General features: G+C 71.5%; 18 protein-coding genes and 2 pseudogenes. 16 read left to right on the top strand and 4 right to left on the bottom strand.

Annotation, left to right across the window (positions count from 1 at the left end):
• The first annotated feature begins 3 nt into the window (after window positions 1–3).
• From ACIBCM_RS20110 to ACIBCM_RS20050, 13 genes and pseudogenes are all read left to right on the top strand, one after another.
• Window positions 4–1,254, top strand: a complete 1,251-nt coding sequence (locus ACIBCM_RS20110; RefSeq protein ID WP_399244990.1) for a CpaE family protein — start codon at window positions 4–6, stop codon at window positions 1,252–1,254.
• Between the two features lie 310 nt (window positions 1,255–1,564).
• The gene (locus ACIBCM_RS20105; protein ID WP_399244988.1) at window positions 1,565–1,972 is read left to right on the top strand and encodes a TadE/TadG family type IV pilus assembly protein; all 408 of its coding nucleotides are present in this window, start codon (window positions 1,565–1,567) and stop codon (window positions 1,970–1,972) included.
• Window positions 1,969–2,334: a TadE family protein gene (locus ACIBCM_RS20100; protein WP_399244987.1), complete on the top strand. Its 366-nt coding sequence runs from the start codon at window positions 1,969–1,971 to the stop codon at window positions 2,332–2,334. Before ACIBCM_RS20105 ends, ACIBCM_RS20100 begins: the two co-directional genes overlap by 4 nt.
• Window positions 2,335–2,880: 546 nt before the next feature.
• Complete coding sequence (locus ACIBCM_RS20095; RefSeq protein ID WP_399244985.1) at window positions 2,881–4,221, top strand: CpaF family protein; 1,341 nt, start codon at window positions 2,881–2,883, stop codon at window positions 4,219–4,221.
• 49 nt (window positions 4,222–4,270) lie between these two features.
• Window positions 4,271–5,212, top strand: coding sequence for a type II secretion system F family protein (locus tag ACIBCM_RS20090; protein ID WP_399244983.1), 942 nt, complete (start codon window positions 4,271–4,273; stop codon window positions 5,210–5,212).
• A 15-nt stretch (window positions 5,213–5,227) separates the two neighbouring features.
• The gene (locus tag ACIBCM_RS20085) at window positions 5,228–6,115 is read left to right on the top strand and encodes a DUF5936 domain-containing protein (RefSeq protein ID WP_399245345.1); all 888 of its coding nucleotides are present in this window, start codon (window positions 5,228–5,230) and stop codon (window positions 6,113–6,115) included.
• A gap of 630 nt (window positions 6,116–6,745) precedes the next feature.
• The gene (locus tag ACIBCM_RS20080) at window positions 6,746–8,170 is read left to right on the top strand and encodes a sensor histidine kinase (RefSeq protein WP_399244981.1); all 1,425 of its coding nucleotides are present in this window, start codon (window positions 6,746–6,748) and stop codon (window positions 8,168–8,170) included.
• A 30-nt stretch (window positions 8,171–8,200) separates the two neighbouring features.
• Window positions 8,201–9,211 carry a response regulator gene (locus tag ACIBCM_RS20075; RefSeq protein ID WP_399244979.1) on the top strand — a complete coding sequence of 337 codons (1,011 nt, stop codon included), beginning with the start codon at window positions 8,201–8,203 and terminating at the stop codon, window positions 9,209–9,211.
• Window positions 9,212–9,463: 252 nt separating this feature from the next.
• On the top strand, window positions 9,464–9,721 hold the full coding sequence (locus ACIBCM_RS20070; protein WP_399244977.1) for a hypothetical protein: 258 nt from the start codon (window positions 9,464–9,466) through the stop codon (window positions 9,719–9,721).
• A 47-nt stretch (window positions 9,722–9,768) separates the two neighbouring features.
• Window positions 9,769–10,428 (top strand): annotated as a pseudogene (locus tag ACIBCM_RS20065) (pilus assembly protein TadG-related protein); the annotation flags it as partial.
• A gap of 33 nt (window positions 10,429–10,461) precedes the next feature.
• Entirely contained in the window at window positions 10,462–11,061 is a 600-nt protein-coding gene (locus ACIBCM_RS20060) for a hypothetical protein (RefSeq protein ID WP_399244975.1), read from the top strand.
• Between the two features lie 89 nt (window positions 11,062–11,150).
• Window positions 11,151–11,762 (top strand): OmpA family protein, encoded by a 612-nt coding sequence (locus ACIBCM_RS20055; RefSeq protein WP_399244973.1) that lies wholly within the window; start codon window positions 11,151–11,153, stop codon window positions 11,760–11,762.
• Between the two features lie 325 nt (window positions 11,763–12,087).
• Window positions 12,088–13,521 carry a hypothetical protein gene (locus ACIBCM_RS20050; protein ID WP_399244971.1) on the top strand — a complete coding sequence of 478 codons (1,434 nt, stop codon included), beginning with the start codon at window positions 12,088–12,090 and terminating at the stop codon, window positions 13,519–13,521.
• A 100-nt stretch (window positions 13,522–13,621) separates the two neighbouring features.
• Here the strand turns inward: ACIBCM_RS20050 and ACIBCM_RS20045 are convergent, their stop codons facing one another.
• Window positions 13,622–14,014, bottom strand: a complete 393-nt coding sequence (locus ACIBCM_RS20045) for a DUF192 domain-containing protein (RefSeq protein ID WP_399244969.1) — start codon at window positions 14,012–14,014, stop codon at window positions 13,622–13,624.
• A 93-nt stretch (window positions 14,015–14,107) separates the two neighbouring features.
• Between ACIBCM_RS20045 and ACIBCM_RS20040 the strand changes: the two genes are divergently transcribed.
• Together ACIBCM_RS20040 and ACIBCM_RS20035 are read left to right on the top strand one after the other, a co-directional pair.
• Window positions 14,108–15,070: a prepilin peptidase gene (locus ACIBCM_RS20040; RefSeq protein ID WP_399244967.1), complete on the top strand. Its 963-nt coding sequence runs from the start codon at window positions 14,108–14,110 to the stop codon at window positions 15,068–15,070.
• A 201-nt stretch (window positions 15,071–15,271) separates the two neighbouring features.
• Window positions 15,272–16,822, top strand: coding sequence for a DUF2079 domain-containing protein (locus ACIBCM_RS20035; protein WP_399244965.1), 1,551 nt, complete (start codon window positions 15,272–15,274; stop codon window positions 16,820–16,822).
• 270 nt (window positions 16,823–17,092) lie between these two features.
• Here the strand turns inward: ACIBCM_RS20035 and ACIBCM_RS20030 are convergent, their stop codons facing one another.
• Window positions 17,093–18,247, bottom strand: coding sequence for a winged helix DNA-binding domain-containing protein (locus tag ACIBCM_RS20030; RefSeq protein WP_399244963.1), 1,155 nt, complete (start codon window positions 18,245–18,247; stop codon window positions 17,093–17,095).
• 137 nt (window positions 18,248–18,384) lie between these two features.
• Between ACIBCM_RS20030 and ACIBCM_RS20025 the strand changes: the two genes are divergently transcribed.
• Window positions 18,385–18,741 carry a winged helix-turn-helix transcriptional regulator gene (locus ACIBCM_RS20025; RefSeq protein ID WP_399244961.1) on the top strand — a complete coding sequence of 119 codons (357 nt, stop codon included), beginning with the start codon at window positions 18,385–18,387 and terminating at the stop codon, window positions 18,739–18,741.
• 645 nt (window positions 18,742–19,386) lie between these two features.
• Here the strand turns inward: ACIBCM_RS20025 and ACIBCM_RS20020 are convergent.
• Together ACIBCM_RS20020 and ltrA are read right to left on the bottom strand one after the other, a co-directional pair.
• Window positions 19,387–20,007, bottom strand: a pseudogene (locus ACIBCM_RS20020) (aldo/keto reductase); the annotation flags it as partial.
• An 8-nt stretch (window positions 20,008–20,015) separates the two neighbouring features.
• Window positions 20,016–21,836, bottom strand: coding sequence for a group II intron reverse transcriptase/maturase (gene ltrA, locus ACIBCM_RS20015; RefSeq protein ID WP_399244960.1), 1,821 nt, complete (start codon window positions 21,834–21,836; stop codon window positions 20,016–20,018).
• Between the last annotated feature and the right edge of the window lie 67 nt (window positions 21,837–21,903).

Here is a 21,903-nt window from a genome sequence, read left to right as displayed (position 1 = left end):
TGTATGCCCACACGTATCCTCCCGGCTGTCGGTGACCCCGACGCCGCCCGGTCCGTCACCACCCTCCTGAGCCAGCTGCCCGATGTGGAACCGGCCGCTCCGGTGGCTGATTCGACCTCGCTGCTCGATCTGCTGGCCCGGCTGGCGGCCGAATCCCTCGACGAACTGCCCGAGGTCGTGCTCGTCCATGAGCGCATCGGACCGGTCCCCGCCCTCGAACTGATCCGGGAAGTGGCCCTGCGCTTCCCCGCCGTCGGGGTCGTCCTGGTGACCGGTGACACCGGCCCCGGCCTCTACTCGGCCGCCATGGACTCGGGCGCGCGCGGACTGATCGGGCTCCCCCTCTCGTACGACGAACTCGCCCAGCGGGTGCAGTCGGCGGCGGCCTGGTCCACCGGGGTGCGCCGCCACCTCGGGCACGGCGCGGACGCCTTCACCGGACCCGGCGGCACGGTCGTCACCGTCAGCGGGGCCAAGGGCGGGGTCGGCACCACCGTGACCGCGGTCCAGCTGGCGCTGGCGGCCCAGGCGTCCGGGATGTCGGTCGCGCTGGCCGATCTGGACCTCCAGGCCGGTGATGTGGCCTCGTATCTCGACGTCCAGTTCCGGCGCTCCGTCGTGGACCTCGCCGGGATCCAGGATCTGTCGCCCCGGGTGCTCCAGGACGCGCTCTTCGCCCACGAGACCGGGATCGGGCTGCTGCTCGCGCCGGGGGAGGGCGAGCGCGGCGAGGAGGTCGACGAACGGGCCGTACGGCAGATCGTGAGCGCCCTGCGCAACCGCCATGACGTGGTCGTCGTCGACTGCGGTACGCAGATGACCGCGGGCACCGCGGCGGCTGTCGAGATGGCCGACACCACCCTGCTGGTGACCACCCCGGACGTGATCGCCGTACGGGCCGCCAAGCGCATGGTCCGGATGTGGGACCGCCTGCAGATCCGCAAGGCGGAGGAGACGGTCGTCGTGGTCAACCGGCACACCCGATCCACCGAGATCCAGCCACTGCTGATCGAGAAGATCACCGGTACGAGGGTGGCGAAGACCGCGGTCCCCGCGGCCTTCAAGGAGCTCCAGCCGGTCGTCGACGCCGGCCGGATGCAGGATCTGGAGGCCAAGTCCGCGGTGAAGCAGGCCCTGTGGGGGCTCGCGGGCGAACTGGGGCTCGTACGTCCGGCTCCGGAGGGGGAGCAGAAGCAGGGCCGCTTCCGCGGTGACAGGGGTTCGATCGGTGTGCGGCGGGCACGGTCGAAATGACGGTGGCAAGGGGGCACATGGCGCCATGAGAACTCATGCAGTCCCTTGGCACGAGGGACACCAGGGACACCAGGGGCAAGAGGGGCGCAGGCGGGTGTGGCTGCGGCCGGCGCGAAGGCGGCCGCGGCCCGGTGGCGGGCCGAGACCTGCGTCGGCGTGGCGGGCCGGGCATGGGCGGGCCGTTCCGGCGCGGCGCGACCGGCCTGGGCGGGGTGCGGCGGTGCGGCGTGCCGGGCGGGGGTGCGTGGCGTCGGCGCGGCGGGTTCGTGCTGAGCGGGCTGCGTCGGCGTGGCGGGTTCGCCGTGGGCTCGTGGCGTCGGCGTGGCGGGCCCGCTCCGGGCGGGTCGCTTCGGCGTGGCGGGCGCGGGACGACCGGGGGCAGGCGGCGATCGAGTTCGCCGGGACGCTCCCGCTCATCCTGGTGACCCTCGCCCTGCTGTGGCAGGCGGCCCTCATCGGCTACACGTTCTCCCTCGCGGGCAACGCGGCCGACGCGGCGGCCCGTGCGGGTGCCGTCGGAGGGGCCGGGGCCTGCGCGGCGGCGGCGCGCGAGGACCTCCCGTCCGCCTGGAGCGGAGCCGCCGACTGCCGGGTCGTGGGCGATCTGTACAAGGCCACCGTCGGACTCCGCGTACCCGTGCTCTTCCCGGGAGCCGCGAATCTGCCCCTGACCGTCAGCGGTGAGGCCGCCGCGCCGAACGAGGACCCGGACCGATGAGGCGGCCGGGGAAGGACCGGGGGCAGGCAGCCGTGGAGTACGCGGGCGTGATCACCCTGCTGCTGCTCGTCGGACTCGTCGCGATCCAGCTCGGACTGGTCGCGTACACCGCCCAGCAGGCCGGTACGGCCGCGCGCGCCGCCGCGCGGACGGCCGCCATGAAGGACGGTGACGGCCGGGCGGTGGCGGCCGGCACGGCGGCCATGAGCGACTGGCTCGCCGACGGCGCGGACTTCGACCACGGCGGATGCCGTGGCGGGGACGGCGAGATCTCGGTGACGGTCAGTGTGCAGGTTCCCCGGATCCTGCCCCTCTTCTCCTTCGACCCGGCCAGGAGGACCGTGACCATGCCCTGCGACTGAACGACGGTTCCTGACCCATGCCCGTGACGCATGACCCACGAGCCATGGCTCATGACCCGCTGCCCACCGCTCGCCGTCCGCCGGGTCCGGGGCGCCGCGCCCGTCACCACCGAGGGCCGACACGCCGGGAGCGCCCGTACGGCGGCCATGACCGGCCACTCCATGGCCGGCGCGCCGCTACCTCCGGTACGACGGCCCCGACCCGCCCACCCCGTACGACCGGCACACCGTTCCGACCCGCCCACCCGTACGACCGACCTCGTCCACCGACACGCCGACGATCCGAGCCGACCCGCCCACCCCGTACGACCGACTCCATCCGACCGACTCCGACCGACCGACACGCCGCTCAGGCCCGACGCGGCCGGGCGTGATCCGACTCGAACCGGCACGGTCCGACTCGAACCGACTCGAACCGGCCCGGCCCGGGCCCACCGCGCCACCCGATGCTCTACCCCGACGAGCCACGGCGATACCACCACCCCGTACCGCCGCCGCGCGTCCGGCGTACCACCACCGCACCTGCGAGACCTGGGAGTTGAGGACATGAGCCTGAGGGCGCGCATCAGCAGCCCCGAACCGGCGAACAGCCGGGGCGAGGTCAACCGCCTCGTCGGCGTCTACCGCGCCAAACTCCTGGAGGAGATCGACCTCGCCGAGATGTCCACCCTCGCCGCGGCGGACCGCCGCGCCCGGCTGGAACGCGTCCTCGGCCACATCATCAGCCGCGAGGGCCCCGTCCTCTCCAGCGTCGAGCGCTCCCAGCTGATCCGCCGGGTCGTCGACGAAGCGCTCGGCCTCGGCATCCTGGAACCGCTCCTCGAAGACGCCTCCATCAGCGAGATCATGGTGAACGGCCCCGAGCAGGTCTACGTCGAGCGCGGCGGGCGCCTCGAACTGCTCCCGCTGCGCTTCTCCTCCACCGACCAGCTGATGCAGACCATCGAACGCATCGTCTCCACCGTCAACCGCCGGGTGGACGAGGCCAACCCGATGGTCGACGCCCGGCTCCCGTCCGGGGAGCGTGTCAATGTCATCATCCCCCCGCTCTCCCTCAGCGGCCCCGTCCTCACCATCCGCCGCTTCCCCCGCGCCTTCACCCTCCAGGAGATGATCGGCGTCGGCTCGCTCGACGAGCAGATGACCCTGCTGCTGGCGAGTCTGGTGCGGGCCAAGTTCAATGTGATCGTCTCCGGCGCCACCGGCACCGGGAAGACCACACTCCTCAACACCCTCTCCGGTCTGATCCCCGACGGCGAGCGCATCGTCACGATCGAGGACTCCGCCGAACTCCAGCTCCAGCAGTCCCATGTGATCACTCTGGAGAGCCGCCCGCCCAACGTCGAGGGCAAGGGCGTCGTCACCATCCGCGACCTCGTCCGCAACTCCCTGCGTATGCGCCCCGACCGCATCATCGTCGGTGAGGTCCGTGGCGGTGAGACCCTCGACATGCTCCAGGCCATGTCCACCGGCCACGACGGCTCCCTCGCCACCGTCCACGCCAACAGCGCCGAGGACGCGCTGATGCGGCTCCAGACCCTGGCGTCCATGTCCGAGGTCGAGATCCCCTTCGTGGCGATCAAGGACCAGATCAACAGCGCCGTCGATGTCATCGTCCAGCTCACCCGGCACGCCGACGGCGCCCGCAGGGTCACCGAGATCGCCGTCGTCGACTCGTACGGGCGCGAGGAGTACCGCATCGTGTCCGTCTGCCGCTTCGACGCCCGGCCCATGTCCGCCGACGGCCGGGTCCACGGTTCGTTTACCTACCACCCGGTGCCGCGCCGGGTCGCCGAGCGCCTGTACCTCAAGAACGAGGGACTCCCCCTGGTGTTCGGCGTCGCGGACTCGGACGACCAGCTCCTCGTACGCAGAACGATCACCTGACGCCCGCAACCCCCGCCCCCGCCACCCACCGGAGAAGGTCGCGCCCGACATGAACACCCTTCCGCTCGTGACGATCGGAGTCGCACTGCTCGCCTGTGTGCTCAGTGTCATCGGCGTGCACACCTACGCTTCGGGCCGCGCGCAGCGACAGGCCCTGGTCGAGCGCATGTCCCAGACCGGGCAGCTGCCCGCCCTCCCGGGCCGGCGGCGGCGCTTCACCGGCATCGACCGCAGGGTGCGCGGCACCCGCGCCGGCCGGCGCGTCGAACGGAAGATCGCCGCGACGGGCCTCGATCTGACACCGGGCGAGTACATCGTCGCCACGGTCCTCGCCCTGCTCACCCTGTACTTCGTGATCAGCGCCGTCTTCACCCCCTTCTTCGGGGTGCTCGCCGCGATCGCGGGGCTCTGGGGTGCCAGGGCGTTCCTCGACTGGCAGCAGGCCAAGCGGACCGAGGCGTTCATCAACCAGCTCCCCGAGTTCACCCGCGTCCTCGCCAACGCCACCCAGGCCGGTCTCGCCCTGCGCACCGCGCTCGCGATGGCGGCCGAGGAACTCGACGACCCCGCGGGCCATGAACTGGGCATCGTCGCCGATCAGCTGGCGGTCGGCCGGAGCCTGGACGAGGCGCTCGGCGAACTCGGCGACCGGCTGCCGTCCCGGGAACTCATCGTCCTCGTCACCACGCTGATCCTCGCCAACCGGGCGGGCGGCCAGGTCGTCACCTCGCTGCGCAATCTCACGGAGACCCTGGAGGAGCGCAAGGAGACCCGCCGCGAGGTCACCACCATGCTCTCCCAGATCAAGGTCACCGCCCTCGCCGTGCCCCTGCTCGGCTTCGGCTTCCTGCTGATGATCAACGCCATGACACCCGGTGCGCTGGACAAGATGACCGGCTCGGTACTGGGCCAGCTCGCCACGCTCGTCTCCATCGCGCTGTACGCGGTGGGCGGCGTGCTGATCCGCCGTATGTCCCGGATCCAGGTCTGAGGAAAGGAGCCGATGATGGGACTGCTGCTCGCCGCGCTCCTCGCGCTCGCCGTGTACGGGATCTTCCACGGCATCCGGATGTACCGCGCCGACGCCAAGCTCCCCGGAGACCTCGTCCTCGCGCTGGAAGTGGGTTCCACCCGTACGACCGCGGTCGGCTCGGGCATCGACCGGCTCGGCATGCGCTACGCGCCCGCCGTGCTGCGCGCCATGGGGCCCGCGCGGATCGACGCCCTGCGGCGGCGGCTCGACAAGGCGGGCAACCCGGGCGGCATGACCGTGGACCGCTATGCGGCCCGCCGGGCGGTGTACGGATTCCTGGGTGTGCTGGCCGCGTTCTCGATGCTGCTGCGCGGACAGTTCGTGATCGGGATCCTCGCCCTGGTCTTCGGGCTGACCTGGACCGATGTCATCATCAGGGCCGCCACGCGCAGACGCAGGGCCGACATCGAACGCACCCTGCCCGACTTCCTCGACGTCCTCGCCGTCGTCGTCTCCGCCGGGCTCGGCTTCCGCCAGGCCCTGGAACGCGTCGCGGAGAAGTACGAGGGTCCCTGGGCCGATGAAATCCACATCACCCTGCGCCAGATGGACATGGGTGTCAGCCGCCGTGACGCGTTCGACCAGCTGCGCCGGCGCAATGACTCCGACCAGGTGTCGATGTTCGTGACCGCTCTCCAGCAGGGGGAGGAACTGGGCGCGCCGATCGTCGACACCCTCATACAGATCGCCACCGACATGCGCCGCACCGATGCCCAGAACGCCCGGCGCGACGCGGCCAAGGCGGTCCCCAAGTCCACGCTCGTGGTCACGCTGATCATGCTCCCCGCGACCATGATCCTCATCGTCATGAGCTTCTACTACGGCTCCGGGGTGGACCTCGGGGACGTCCTGGGAGGCTGATCCGTCCGTCCCCGAGCGCGCCGGACCCCGTCGGCGCCCCGACCGTACTCGTTGCACAGGGAAATCAGTGAACGGGAGGTGAACTCCATGACCCCGACCTCGAATCGATCCCCCGGCTCGCGGAAGCCGTCCGGGGGCCGGGATCCGTCGCCGGACACGGAGTCGTGGCCGCGTACGGATACGAGTACCGACGTCGATACGGATACGGATTCCGATACCGCTACGGATTCCGCGCACGGTACGACACGGTCACCCGGTTTCGGACCGTCACCCGGTTTCGGACCGTTCCTCGACTCCGGAGCGTCACCCGGGTTCGGATCGTCTGCCGGTTTCGGACCGTCACCCGGTTCCGGTTCAGCGTCCGGGCCGGAGCGCGGAACCGTTCCCGGGGCCGGCGGCCGTACGGTCGGCCGGGCGGTCCGCCGAGCCGTCGGCGGAACCGTTCGGCGGGCCCGCGGAGCCCTCGGGAAGGTCCCGGGGAAGGTACCGGGCCGAGCCCCCGGCAAGCCGGTTCCCCACGATGGGGACACCGGCGCCCCGCCGCAGGCGGCCGACGGCACGCCGTCCCTCCCGCTCCAGGTCAACGCCCTCCAGGCGCTGTGCCGCCAGGTCTTCGGCTTCCGGCTCGCGATGATCGTCCTGGCCGCGCCCTTCGCGCTCGCCGGCTCCCGGCCGGGCCCGGCGAGCTGGCTGGTGGGCGCCGCGGTCCTGGTCACCTTCATGACCTCGTACGTCCTCCTGCGCGACTGGGAACGCTTCGGGCCCGTACTGCTGCGCCATCCCTGGCTGCTCGGGGCCGATATGACGTTCGGCGCGCTGCTGCTGATCACCGCGTCGCCCGACTCGACCCTCGCCTATGTCACCATCTGCACCCCGCTGCTCGCCGGGCTGATCTCCGGCTGGCGGGGCGCGGCGGTGTTCGCGGTGCTCCAGTCGCTCATCATCGCGGCCGCGTACGCGGTCAACGCCCATGCCGACGCGCGCTTCACCGCCCTGCTGCTGCCGGGGCTGTGCGTTCTGAGCGGGGCCATGGGCAGCACGCTGCGGAATCTGATGCTCGGCTTCGGCGCGGCGGGCCAGGCGCTGACCGAGGCCCGCGCCCGGCTCGCGGTCGGAGAGGCGATCGAGGAAGAACGCGCCCGGCTCGCCCGCGAGATGCACGACTCCGTGGCCAAGACCCTCCACGGGCTCGCCCTCGCGGCCGACGGACTGGCGGGCAGCGCCGACCGGATGGATCCGCTCACGGTCCGGCACCAGGCCGAACTGGTCGCCCGCTCGGCCCGCCGGGCCGCCGCCGAGTCCCGGGAACTGCTCTCCGATCTGCGCCGCGGGTACGGCATCGACGGGGGTGTGGACATCGTCGCCGAACTGGCGGCCCGTACGGACGACTTCGCCCGCAGGGCCGGGGTACGGGCCGGATTCACCCGGATCGGCGAGGCCCGGGCCGTACCGGTGCCGATCGCCCGCCAGGTGCTGACGGTCGCGGCGGAGGCGATGGAGAACGCGCACCGCCACGGCCGCGCGGCCCGGCTCGACGTCTCGGCGGGTGTGGTCGGCGATCTGCTGCGGGTCAGCGTGTACGACGACGGTACGGGTCTGCCTCCCGGCACCACCCTCGAAGGGCTCCGGCGCGCCGGGCACTTCGGCCTCGTCGGGATGGTGGAGCGGGCGGCGTCCATCGGGGCACGGATCCGGATCGGGCGGGGGCGGGCGGAGAAGGGCACGGAGGTGCTCCTGGAACTGCCGGTGGCCGTGCTGGAACCGGCGCCGAGGGGGCCGGACGGGCCGGTTCCGTTCCCCGGCCGGAACGAACCCGCTCCGGACCGGGCGGCACCGTCCGACCGTCCCGCCGGGCGGGTTCCGTCCCCTTCACCTGCTCCCTACTCTCCGCCGTCCCCACCCTCGTCCCCTCCGTCCCCGTCAGGGTTCGAGGGCCCGTCCCGGCCCCAGGCTCCCTCCGCCGGACCCCGGGGGCATCGAGCCCCCGCCCCGCAATCGTTCCCGTACACCCAGTCCCTGGGGGCGTCCCCGCGCCGGACGCCTCTCCACCACTGACCGTCCCCCTTCCGAGAGGAGGCCGCAGCCATGCCGGACGAACACCACTACGCGTACAGCTCACGACCGAGCGGTACCCTTCAGCCGCGTGTCTCGCAGCACACGTCCTCGCACGCCACCCCGATGGGCTCCGGCCGCGCAAGGGGAGCGCCGTCGGCCACCGCGCCACCGCTCACGGCCGGAGGGTTCCCGGTACTCCCGGACTCGGACCCGCCACCGTCCCGCCCGCTGCGGGTCGTCGTCGCCGATGACAACCCGGTCGTACGGGCGGGGCTGACCGCCCTGCTCCGGGACCGCGCCGATCTCGACGTCGTCGCGGAGGCGGCCGACGGACGCCAGGCGTACGAGGCCGTGGTGCGGCACCGCCCCGATGTGGTGCTGCTGGACGTCCGGATGCCGGGTGTCGACGGCATCTCGGCGCTGCCGTATCTGGTGCGTCTGGCCCCCGTACTGATGATGACGTACAGCAGCGAGGGCGAGATCGTCCACGAGGCACTGCGGCGGGGCGCGGGCGGCTACCTTGTGCACGGTGAGTTCACGGCCGACCAACTGATCACCGCGGTACGGGACATCACGGCGGGCCGGGCCGCGTTCAGCCACTCCGCGAGCGGCGCGCTGCTGGCCGGGGTGCGGGGCACGGTGGGGCAGACCAGCCCTCCTGGCCGGGACGGCGGGCGTCCCGCGGAGGAGTCCGGCGGAGTGGAGGAGAGTTCAGTGCTGCCGGGCGGGCTGGGATCGGCGCTCGACTTTCCTCGACGCTCTTCGCATACGCAATCAGATGTGGGACATTCGAGTCCGGTGCCGGGGGCGGCCGGGGGGCTCGACGGGGTGCTCACCGAGCTGAGCCGGCGGGAGGGGGAGGTGATGGAACTGATCGCGTCCGGACTGACCAATCAGCAGATCGCCGCTTCCTGCTTCATCAGCCAGAAGACGGTCAAGAACCACATCAACCGCATCTTCACCAAACTGAACGCGGGCAGCAGGGGCGAGGCCATCGCCATCTGGCACCGGTTCGCCCGAAGGGGGTCGGGCCCGGCATGACGGCATCCCCCGTACATCCCGTAGGCCCCGGACGCCCTGAGCAGGAGCCCGCCCCCGACCAGCTGCTCAGGTCCGCCGATGAACTCCGGTACGCGTCCCGCGCCCGGGCCGAGTCCGATGCCGGGGCCGAGTCCGCCGATTGGGCCCGGTATTGGGCCCTGAGGCCCATTCTTCTTCGTACCGGATCGGCGTACAGTCCTCGCGCTGCCATCTGCACGGGTGCTGCCGTTCGCACGGGCCAGGAGGAACACGATGCCGAACACGACGCTGAGGGCCATGGTCAGGACCCGGGTACTCCTCGGGGCGTGGACGGCATCGACTGCCCGGACCCTGAAGGAGCGCCGCGACCGGGGCCAGGGCTCGGTCGAGTACGTGGGTGTCATCGTGCTGGTGGCGCTGATCATCGCGGCGATCGTGGGCTCGGGGGTGGCGAACGACATCGCCAACGGCCTGACCACGAAGGTGAGCGAGATCCTGGGCGGGGGTGGCGGAGGCGGTGGCGGAAAGTAGCCGCCGGGCCGCTCACCGGCCGTACGCATGACGCAGGGCAGGCCGCTCCCATCTATATCGCGATGGTGGCGGGCCTGCTCTTTCTCGCGCTCGCCTTCTTCGCGGTCGGACAGGCGGGAGCCACCCGCAACGGCGCCCAGTCCGGCGCCGACGCCGCCGCGCTCGCCGCCGCCCAGGAATCCCGGGACACCCTCGGGGAGGGACTGTGGCAAGGCCCCTTCGACCCCGACTTCCTGCGCAGGCTCCTCTCCGGAGAGCCGCTCGGCGACGGCGGCTGCGCCGCGGCCGGCCCGCTCGCGGCCGAGAACGGGGCATCGGTGCTGGAGTGCACCGAACTGGGCGACGGGCGCTGGGGGTTCACCGTACGGGTCCGTTCACTGAAGCCCGTGGGTGACACGGTGCTGCCCGGCACCGACAAGGAGCACGCCGAGGCCACGGCCACCGCCGTCGTGGAACCACTCTGCACCTTCGAGCCCAGCGAGCCCGATCCGGCGTCGAGCCCGCCGGGTGATGAGCCGTCCCCCGGCGATGAGCCATCACCCGGCGACGGGGAGCCGTCCCCCGGCAACGACGAGGGCGAGCCCGCCGACGTCCCTCCTGTCGGGAAACTCCTCTGCGAAGACGGTGACTTCGAGCTCGATCCGGATGACAAGGATTCCCTCCCCGAGATCTCCGACCTCCTCACCGTCCGACTGGCTGAGGACTGACCGACCGTTACTGAACGCAAAGGAACAGCACTGATGAGTACTCGGCACGGAGCGAAGACCCGCAGAAGGGTGGCCGCCGTCCTGGTGGCTGCGGTGCTGCCGTTCTCCCTGACGGCGTGCGGCAGCGGTGACGACGGCTCGGACAAGAAGGGCGCGGACACGGCGACTACCTCTTCGAGGAGTTCGGAGAAGCCGGACGAGTCCGGGGACGGCGGAACGATGGTGCCCGACTCCAGCAAGACCCTCGCCACCGTCAACGGCTCCAACGGCGTCCAGATCGTCATCAACAGCGCCGCCCGTGACAGCGGGGGCTTTCTGACACTGTCGGGAGTGGTGAAGAACACCAGCGGCAATCGGTTCGTTCCTCCGGTCCAGTGGAACGGCGAGGAAAGCGCCGTCAAGCGGACGGGCCGCTCCTTCGCGGGCGTCACCTTGGTCGACAAGGCGGGCAAGAAGCGTTACTACGTGCTCCGCGACACCGACGGCTTTCCGCTCACCACGACCGGTCTGAGTGCCATTGAGGCGGGTCAGGCCGTCGACTTCTTCGCCCAGTTCCCCTCACCGCCGGAAGAGACCAAGGAAGTCGACGTACAGATCCCGCTGATGCCCACCGTCACGATTGCGATCTCCTGATGGGTGCCGCCGAGGGCGCCGGGCGCGCCGAGAGGGCGTCGGGGGCCCACCCGGTGCGGAGGTCCCCCGGCCCACGTCATCCCGCCGCCGTGACCCTCGCCGCGCTGGTCCTCATCACGGGATCGCAGCTCACCGCGGCGCCGGGCGTGGCGGCCGAGGAGACCCCCAGCCCGCCACCGGGCATGGAACCGGCCGCCCCGCCACCGCGGATCGACGGGGACGACCCCGGGCTGAAGATGCGGGACGGTGCCACGCTCGCCGAGCCACGGGTGCTGGACGTCGTGTCGATCGTGGAGACCGAGGGTGGTGAGGAGCGCCGCCAGGAGACGCCCACCTCGCTGACGTTCGCGCTCCAGGCCGAGGTTCTGTTCGGCAAGAACAGCGCCAAGCTGACGCCCGAGGCCGGCGGCCGTGTCTCGGCGATCGTCGCCGAGATCAGGAAGAGCAACGCCAAGAGGGTGCGGGTCTTCGGCTTCACGGACAACCTCGGTACGTACGAGCACGGCATGGTGCTCTCCAAACAGCGTGCCGACGCGGTCCACGGGGTGCTGAGCGGGCAGTTGAACGACGCCGGGATCACCTACGAGGTCCGCGGCTACAGCGAGGACTATCCGATCGCCGACAACGCGACGGAGGAGGGCCGCAGGAAGAACCGCCGGGTCGAGGTCACCTTCCCGACGGGCGGCGGCAGCCCCACCTGACGGACAACGCCGGGCAGGCCCCGCGCCGCAAACCGCCCCGGCCGGCACCGTCGACGCGGGCAAGGTCCGATCCGGCACCGTCGACGTGGGCCAGGCCCGATCCGGCAACGCCCGGCCGGACAACGCCCGGTCCGGCAAGGCCCGTTCGAACGGAGTGCCGTGAGACGGCTTCCTGTGACACACCGGGCGAAGGGCCCCGGCCCGGTCTGTTGTATCAGTCATGCGTTCGAGGCCCGGACCGCAGTACGCTGCGGCCCGGCCGTCGAGCTCATGGGGACGGTCGCATCGCAGGGACTGTCGACCGAGTGGGCTGAGGAGCGCGCGGATGAGCCGGGGCAGTGCGACGACCGCCGTGGCGGCGGCCGGGAGAACGGCCACCGGGCCGACCACGGCGGGCTGGGGAACCACCGCGCGGGGCAGAGCGGCCAGGTCCGGAGGGCTGCTGGTGCTCGCCCTCGCCCAGGTCCTCGTCCCGCTCGCGCAGCCGGCCGGTGCCGTCGTACCGGGCCGGGGAACCTCCGGGCACGCCGGGCACGCCGGGTACGAAACGCCCGGCTGGGCCGTCCCCGCGTACGAAACGGACCCCGGCGCACAGGCGGTGAAGGGGGCGACGGCCATGAAGAAGGGGCCGCTGCTGCGGCCGGGGACGTACACCGACACGATCTCCGCCGGTGAGCGGAAGTACTACCGGGTCGATCTGGACGCCATCAGCAATGCCTATGTCTCCGCCGTGCTGGCTCCGCCGCCCGGCAGCGAGGTCGCCGGTACGGACGGCATCAGGGTCACACTGGAGTCCGCCGACCGTCAGCAGTGCAGCGACAGCACCGACATCACCTTCGGCGGGGCCACGGCCCGGCCCGTCGCCGACTACTCCACCCGCAGGATCGGCGAGGGCCGCGCCTGCCAGGAGGCCGGGCAGTACCTCTACACCGTCGAGTGGATCGATTCGAAGTCCGGTACCGGTGCCGAGAGTTGGCCCGTCGAGCTGAAGTTCATGTCCGAGCCGGGTCTGAAGGACGGTGAGACGGCGCCGCCGGCACCCTCGTCGTGGAGCTCCGGCCCGCCCGGGCGGATATCCGGGGAGGCCGGGAGCACCAAGGGCGGCTCGGGGTTCAATGACGCCCCCGCCGTGGGGCGGGGCGTGTGGCGGGACCGGGTCGGGCCCGGTGAGAGCCGCTTCTACAAGGTGCCCGTGGACTGGGGCCAGCAGCTCTTCCTCGATGCCGAGTTCGGCGGGAGCGGCTCCGGGCGTGGTGGGTCTCCGGCGGTCGCCGACGGGCTGAGGCTCTCCCTCTTCAACACAGCCCGGGGCTTCGTCGAGAGCGCGGACGCGGCCGCTTCGGGCTCCTCCGCGAAGGCGTCGCTGGGCACCGCGCCGGTCGCCTTCGCCAACCGGTCCTCGGACGAGGCCGACACCGGTGCGATGCGGTTCGCCGGCTGGTACTACATCCGGGTCTCCGTCGACGAACGGGTCGGGAACCCGCTGCCGCTGACCCTGCGGGTCGCCGTGGAGGGGGAGGCCGGGCCGGGACCCGCGTACGACCGTGACGAGTTCGCCGCGGGCTTCGGTGTCCTGGACGAGGACCGGCAGGGTCCGGCGGCGAGCGGGGGCGTGGACGTTACGGACGGGCGCAGGGCGACGATGAGGGTGATCGGCCTCTCGGGCGTCGGCACCGGGACGGCGCTGGTGCTGGGCCTGGTGGTCTGGACGCTCCGGACCCGGCGCCGCGCGTCTCCCTGGGAGCCGCCCGCTCACTGATCCGGCGGGCGCCCCAGCCTCCTCGGCCTCGTCAGTCCCGTCGGTCGTAGGGGCCTTGTCTACGGCATCCCCGTGCCGTGACGGCGGCCCGGCGGGCCGGTCACGCCGATTGTTCAGACCCCTCGAAGCCTTCGGACACGATCGCCAGCCGGCTGCCCGCGCGGATCCCCCAGCCCTCCATCGCCCCCGCCTCCGCCTCCAGGACGTGGCGGGCCCGGAAACGAGGGCGGGCCAGCCGGCCCGGGGGGAGCAGCTGGACGGCGAGGACCGTCAAGTCGGCGGTCAGATAGGCGATATCGAGGGGGAAGCGCATCCGGAAGGAGTGGACACTGCCGCACGGGGTCAGCAGCATCGCGCCGTCGACGCCGTCCCGGCCCAGCAGCCCGCGCCGCCGTGTCCCGTACGACGCCGCGATCTCGACCGGCACCGGTGGGCCCTGCCCCCCGACGCGCAAGGTGCCCGTACCGTCCCGCCATTGACGTCGTCGACCCATGACCCGACCGTAGCGCCAGGGCGGGCCGCACGGCCGGGGGAGTGGGCCCCCGGGCCCATGACCGGGTGCGGGCGGACCCCTACCCTCTCTGCCGTGTACGTCACGCTGATCGCCGTCGCCGCCCTGTGGGGCGCGGGCGCGGGCCTGCTGGTCCCCCGCGCCGCCTACCGGCTCTCCGTCGAGCCGGAGGAGCCGTGGCGTGGCAGCTGCCCGGCCGGGCACCCGTTCACCGGGCCCGCGCGCGGCTGGCTCGGCGGTGGGCGGTGCGGATCCTGCCGACCGGACGGCGGGGCGCCCGCGGCCGGTGGTACGGAATCCCCGGCGACCAGTGATCCGGGGACCGGGTCCCCCGCGGCCGACACCGGACCTCCCGCGCCCAGCGGCTCCCGATCCCCCGCGCCCAGCGGCTCCCGATCCCCCGCGCCCGGCAGTCCGGACGCCGGGGCACCCGTGTCCGCCTCCCCGCCCGGCGGCCCGGACACCGGGCCCCCCGTGCCCGCCCTCCGTACCGCCGAACGGGCCCGCCTCGCCCCCCTTCTCACCGCCCTGCCCTGCGCCGCCCTCGCCGCCGCCACCGGCCCTCGCCCCGAGCTGGCGGTATGGCTGCTGCTCGTGCCGTTCGCCGTACTGCTCGCGGTCGTCGACCGCCGGGTCCACCGCCTTCCCGATCAGCTCACCCTTCCGCTCGCGGCCGTGGCCGCCGTACTGCTCGGGGCCGTGTCACCGCTGCCGGGCACCGGCGGTTCCTGGTCCACTGCCCTGCTCGGCGGGCTCGTCCTCGGGGCCTCGTATCTGGCACTGTTCCTGATCAACCCGAACGGTCTCGGCTTCGGTGACGTCAAACTCGCCCTCTCCCTCGGCGTCGTCCTCGGCTGGTACGGCTGGAGTGCCCTCTTCACGGGCGCGTTCGCCGGCTTTCTGCTCGGCTCGCTGTACGGGATCGGGCTGATGGCCCTCGGGCGGGCCGGGCGCGGGACCGCGATCCCCTTCGGGCCGTTCATGATCGGCGGTGCGCTGGCGGGTCTGCTCCTCGGCGCGCTCACCGCGAACGCCTGAGCCGCGGCCCGGCATCCCCGACGCCCGCCGGAGCCGGCTCGTCCGCCCGGCCCCGTATCCGCCCCGCACCGCCCCCGACGCCCACCGGCCGACCCGCCCCCACCCCGGCGGGCACGCCCCCGCGAACGCGCGTCCACCGGGCCCGGGACACGCCCGCGCCTGAGGGAACAGCACCCTCAACCCCGTCTAGCATCCGGATGTATGCGGACATTTTCTGACAACCCGGCGGTCCGGCGCGGTGTACTGCGCGTGCTCATCCCCGCGCCCTCGCCGGAGCCCGGATCACGCCCCGCTGCCCGCTTCCCCGCCGCCCTGATCCCCTGGAGCTGGGCCGCGGCCCTCTTCGCGCTCTACGCCACCGTCTCCGTGCGCCGGCACCTCCTGATGCGTACCACCGGCTACGACCTCGGCATCTTCGAGCAGGCCGTACGGTCCTACGCCCAACTGCGCCCCCCTCTCGTCCCCTTGCGCGGTGAGGACTTCAATCTGCTGGGCGACCACTTCCACCCCGCCATCGCGGTCCTCGCACCCCTCTACCGGGTCTGGCCGTCCCCGCTGGCGCTTCTCGTCGCGCAGTCCGCGCTGATCGCCCTCGGGGCCGTGCCGCTGGCCGGCTGGGCCCTGCGCACCCTCGGCCGCCGCCCGGCGCATGCCGTCGCCCTCGGCTACGGACTGAGCTGGGGCATCTCCTCGGCCGTCGCCTTCGACTTCCACGAGGTCGCCTTCGCAGTACCGCTGATCTCGTTCGCCGTCGTCGCTCTCGGACAGCGGCGCTTCGGCGCCGCGGTGGCCTGGGGAGCGCCGCTGGTGCTGATCAAGGAGGACCTCGGGCTGACGCTCGCGGGGCTCGGCTGTGTCGTCGCCTGGAAGGGCCCGCGCCGGCTCGGCGTCCTCACCGCGGTCGCCGGAGTCGCCGCGTCGGTGATCGAGATCAAGCTGCTGCTGCCCGCGTTCAACCCGGCGGGCGGTTACGCGCACGGCGAGAACCTCGGCGAGGGCACCCACACCTCCCTGCTGACCACCATCGCCTTCGCCCCGCTCGACGCGCTGCGGCCGGACATCAAGGCCATGACGCTGATCCTCGTCTTCGCGCCGTCGGCGCTGCTCGCCCTGCGCTCACCGCTGGCGCTGCTCGCGCTGCCCACCCTGGCCTGGCGGATGCTGTCGCAGAACGGCTTCCACTGGGGCACGTCGTTCCACTACAGCGCGGTCCTGATGCCGATCGTGTTCGCCGGACTCATCGACAGTCTGCGGCGCTGGCGGGGTACGGACCATCCGCGGGCGGCCCGGCATGTCCGCGCGTCCCTCGCGACCGTGCTCGCCGTGACCCTCGTCATGCTGCCGAGTTTTCCGCTGGCACAGCTCGCCCAGCGCGCGACCTGGCGGACGACCTCCCATATCGGGGCGGCCCGCGAACTGCTGGCGAGGATCCCCGACGGTTCGACCGTCGCCGCGTCCAACGGGCTCGTACCGCAGCTCACTTCGCGCTGTGAGGTCGTCCTCTTCCCGACGTTTCCGGTGGATGCCCGGCTGTACGAGTACGACCGGGGCAAGCTGCCCCGGCCCACCGCCGAGTGGATCATCCACGACAGCAGACCCCCCGAGGCATGGCCCTACCGCCCGGGGCACTGGCCCTATCCGCCCGAGCAGCAGACCGCCGAACTGAAGGCCGCCCAGCGGATGTACGGCTACCGGCGGATCGCCGAACGCGACGGCATCACCCTGCTGCGGCTACGACACCCCGGCCGGTGACGCGAACCGGCCCTGACCGTGCGCACGGTCACCCTGCGCACCTGCCGTGAACCACCGTGCGCACCCGTCATGAACCACCGTGCACGGTCACCCTGCGCACCTGCCATGAACCACCCTGCACGGTCACCGTGCGCGCCCGCCATGAAGCACCGTACGGTCGCCGTGCGCACTCGCCATGAACACCGCACGGTCATCATGCGCACCGACCGCACCTCCCGCCCCAGCGGCGACGTCCCCGCCCGGCGCGGGGGCAGCGCGGCCCCGCCCCGGTCAGGCGTGCGCGCCGACGGTGACCTCCCCGACCGTCAACTCCGCCGTGCCCTCCATGATCGCGGCGACCCGGTCCACCTGCTCCGCCAGCTCCCGCCGGTTGCGGGACCGCTCCAGCTCGCCCCCTATGGGCTCCACCGTCACCGCGATCCGCTTCCCGGACCGCTTCTGGTGCCAGACCCCGCGTACGGTCCCGTCGACGAGGACGACCGGATAGTTCCCGGCCTGTCCGCCGGCCAGCGCACGCTGGTACGCCGGTCCCGCGAACAGCAGTTCGCGGGGCTGTGAGGCGATCGCGTACGCGTCGAAGTACGGCAGCAGCCGCACACCGCGCGGCGCGGCCCCGGGGAAGGAGCCGTCGCCCGCCGCGATCCAGGCCCGCTCCCCCTCGTACGCCACCTCCTCGATCAGCCCCTGTTCCGCCGCCTCCGTGAACACCGTGTTCGCCCATCCCTTCGGTGTGGCAAGCCACTTGGCGAAGTGGGCCGGGGTCGCGGGGCCGTAGGCGTGGAGGTAGCGGCGGAGCAGGGCGTTCAGCGCGGTGGGGCCGTCGAGCGGGGCGGTCTCCGGATTCGTGTACGCCACCTTGCGCCCCTTGTTCGGGGCGAACGCGAGCACGCCCAGGTGCCCGGCCAGATGGGTCACCTGCCGCCAGCGCGGCCACAGCGTCTGGAACGCCTCCATCACCGGGTCGCCCGCCCAGGGGCCGGTGCGCTCCACGATCGCGTCGGTCAGCTCGTCGACGGTCAGCGAGGTGCCGTGGAGCGCGTCCCCGATGGCCTCGATCACCTGCTCGATCTGCTCGTCCGACATACCGGCGGGCCCCGGGGCGGTGGCCCGGGCGCCGGGGAGCGCGGACAGCGCCCCGGTCCACATCGGCAGATCCTCCCGCGCCAGCAGATGGACGGTGCCGCGCGGGCCGTACGTCTTCACCAGGCTGCCGTCCTCCCACAGCGCCTCCTGGACGGTCGCCCTGCTCGCGCCGCCGTCGAGCCGTGTCGCCACGGACAGCTCGCCGGCGGAGAGCACCTGGGCATGGGCCCCGAGCATGGCGGCCACCACCCCGGCGGGGGTGTCGCTCGCGGGCGTGGCCAGCCCCTGCCGCTCCAGGGTCCGGGCGTTCGACTCGGTCCAGGTCACCTTGTGTGTGGTCATGCGAGTGACCCTAGGAGTCGTATAGGACAGATCTCGTCCTATTTATCTCAGGGGCCTGGAATGGTGTACTGGCGGAACAGTAAGTATTGAGGCCGACTGAGGCCGACTGAGATCGTCAGATGGGTTGTGGAGCTGCCGTGACCAGGAGCAAGCCGGAGTACCACTGCGGTCTCGACGCCGCCGTGGATGTCGTCGGAGGGAAATGGAAGCCGCTCATCCTGTGGGCCCTGGGTGCACGGGGGGCCCTGCGCTTCGGTGAGCTGAGGCGGAACGTGCCCGGAGTCAGCGAGAAGATGCTGATCCAGCAGCTCCGGGAGCTGGAGGCGGACGGAATCGTCCACCGCGAGGTCTACCGGGAGGTCCCGCCGCGGGTGGAGTACTCCCTCACCGAACCGGGCAACGCCCTCAACAAGGCGCTGCAACCGCTCGGGGAGTGGGGCAGCGCCTTCATGGAAGTGATCATCCAGCGCAAGACGGAGCAGCCCGCGGTCTGACGGACGGTCCCTCCGCGCTCCCTCACGGGCGGTCGGCCGCCACCGCACCGCGATACCGCTCCGGGCCACCGGTGACAGACGTACCCGGGTCCGCCCATCACGCGATATGGCCGGATACACGACACGACGTCAACTCGGCGCCCATCCGGGGGTCCCTCGTGGGGGTAACGGCTCCCGGCACCGCCCATGGACCGTAAAACCGCTGCTCCACCGGCCGGGAACCCGGTCGCCGCACGGCGCGCGCCCCCCTTGTGCGCCCGCCGTCCGCCCCAGCGGACACGGCACCGAGGGAACCTCCCGGCAGGCACCGCCCCCGCGATGACCCCGGCGAGGGGTTATGGTGGAAACCCCCCCTCGGGCCGGTCCGTATCCCCCCCACGGACCGGCCCGGTTTTCTGTCCGGGGCCAGGCGGAACCCGGTCGGGTCCCGCCCCGGCCCGCGCCCAGGGGCGGGGGCGCCCCGTCCCGCCGAGGGGCACGCCTCGCCGCTGGGGCCGCCCGCCCGGGGAGCCGCGCTCAGCCGGACCCAGCCCCGCGTGCACGCGGCCCCATCCACGCCCGCCCCGCGTTACGCGGGCCCGGGGGCACACGCGCGAGCACACCCCCGGGCCATGCCCGCCCCGCGTTACGCCCCCGGCCACGCCCTCAGCTCCGCGCGCCCCAGATGTCCGTGCCCTCGGTGTCCACGGCGAACGCGTCGATCTCCGTCAGCTCCTCCGCGGTCAGCCCCGGGCCCGTCAGCGCGGCGACGTTCTCCTCCAGCTGCCCCACACTCGACGCGCCGATCAGCGCCGAGGTCATCCGCGGATCCCGCAGCACCCAGCACAGCGCCAGCTGCGCCAGCGACTGCCCCCGGCGGGCGGCGATGTCGTTCAGCCCGTTCAGCCGGCGGACGACCTCGCCCGACAGCAGAGCCGGGTCCAGCGACTTGCCCTGGGTGGCCCGTGAGCCCTCCGGGATGCCGTTGAGGTACTTGCCGGTCAGCAGCCCCTGGGCCAGCGGCACGAAGGCGATGCAGCCCATGCCGGCGGTCTCCAGGACATCCAGCAGACCGTCGTCCTCGACCCAGCGGTTGATCATCGAGTACGAGGGCTGGTGGATGAGCGCCGGCACCCCCATCTCCCGCAGCAGCCGAGCCGCCTCCGCCGTCCGCTCGGCGTTGTAAGAGGACACACCGGCGTACAGCGCCTTCCCCTGCCGCACGGCCGACGCCAGCGCGCCCATCGTCTCCTCAAGAGGGGTGTCCGGGTCGAAGCGGGTCGGGTAGCTGGGGGTCATTGCTGAACCCCCAGCCCCCTCAGAACCGGGCGTGCGGCTTTCACCGCACCCGGCTCAAGCACGTCCTGTGGGCTGCTCTTCGCCCTGCCCTCCTGGGCATGGCGCTGGTGGTGGCAGTGCGTGTGCAGAAGCACCAGATTCTTGTAGTCGTTCGTCCCACCGTGCACCCGGTAGATCTTGTGGTGCACGTTCAGGGCCCTGCGGCGGGCATCGAACCAGGCAATCCAGTCATGGACGTTGTCCGGTTCGAACTCCGCGCCTTCTACGAGATCCAGACCGCATTCCGGGCAGAGACCCTTTTGCTTCGCGGCCAGAGACTGGAGGAACTTGCTCTCTGTCTCCAGCTTGCTCCGCTTGCTGGTCCTGTCCTTCCAGTACTGCGTCAGCGCCGGGTCATCCTTCGAGTACGAATCCATGACGGGGACGTGACGGATGATCTTCGTTCGGGCGGCCGGTGTGATGAACCCCGTGTCGTCCCCGAAGATCCAGCGGTTCCGGCTTCCCGGAATCCGCTTCTTCCAGTAATGGTTGGCGATCCAGAGCCTTCCCTTCCTGCGGTGGTTCCTGTTCGCCCACTGCCAAAGCTGGTTGAACAGAATCCAGTCGAGGTGGTTGAAGGCATCCTTCGAGCTCCACGGCCGGTAGTACGCGGTCCATCCCCGGATGAACGAGTTCACGTGACCAATCAGACGCTTGGTCTCGCTTCCCCGGTTCTCCCGGACGATTTCCCTGATACGTGCCGCAGCTCTCTTCATGGCGTCCTTGCTCGGCCTGATGAGAGTGATCCCGTTGCTGTACCGTCGGACGTTGCCCCCCAGGAAGTCAAAGCCTTCGGTGAGGTGTACGACTCGCGTCTTTTCCTCATTGAAGGCAACCCCCCTCGGTTTGAACCATTCCGCCAGTCGTCGCTTCGACTCATACGCCTGCTCCTCCGTGTGACACATGACCACGAAGTCGTCGGCGTATCTCACCAGCGCAGGTGAGTCTTCCCTGACCGCCCTGTGGGCGCCCTTCTTCCGGTAGACCACTCCTGCCGCCTTTTCCATCCCGTGGAGGGCGATGTTCAGGAGAAGCGGACTGATCACGCCACCTTGTGGAGTTCCCTCCGTGGTGGGCGCGAACCTTCCTTTCTCCATTACCCCCGCCTTCAGCCATCCCCGGATCAATTCCCTGCCGGGGAATTTTCCGATGGATGTCATCAGATGCTCGTGGCTGATGCGGTCGAACGCTGCCGATAGGTCGGCGTCCAGCACCCACACCCTGTGAGCCTGCTTCTTGCCGACGATCTGGTAGATCGCCGCCATCGCGTCGTGGCAGCCCCGTCCTGGGCGGAAGCCGTAGCTCCGCGCCTCGAACCGCGCCTCCCACTCCGGCTCCAAGGCGTTTTTGACCCTGGCCTGCTGCACCCGGTCTCGGATGACCGGGATGCCCAGCGGCCTGGTCTTGCCATTGGCCTTCGGGATGTACACACGCTTCACCGGTGACGGCTTCACGTTCTTCTCCGCGATCAGGTGCCTCGCGAGGAGGCCCCTTTCCTGCGGGGTGAGCGCCGTGTCACCGTCCACGCCGGCCGTCTTTCTCCCCCGACTCACCTGTGTCACCCGGCGGACACTCAGCAGAATGTTCGCCGTTGACCTCAGCATGAGCTTCTGGAGGTTTCTGACCTTCGGCATGTCGTATTCCTGAGCAGCCTTGAAGATCCTCTGCCTCAGCCTTCGTACGTCCGCGTCCACCCGGTTCCAGTCAATGCTGTGCCAGGCCTCGGCGTCGTCGCCGGTTTCGTTCCAGAAGGACTTCCGTCCCACGTTCTCGTCCATCTGTCCTCCCTGTCTAACGTGCACCGTCGTTAAGTCGGCATTGGTTTATTGGTGCTTCAAGGACGAA

It is taken from the genome of Streptomyces sp. NPDC051018 (assembly GCF_044456085.1).
Classification (GTDB): domain Bacteria; phylum Actinomycetota; class Actinomycetes; order Streptomycetales; family Streptomycetaceae; genus Streptomyces.
This window is presented reverse-complemented; position numbering and strand designations above follow the sequence as displayed.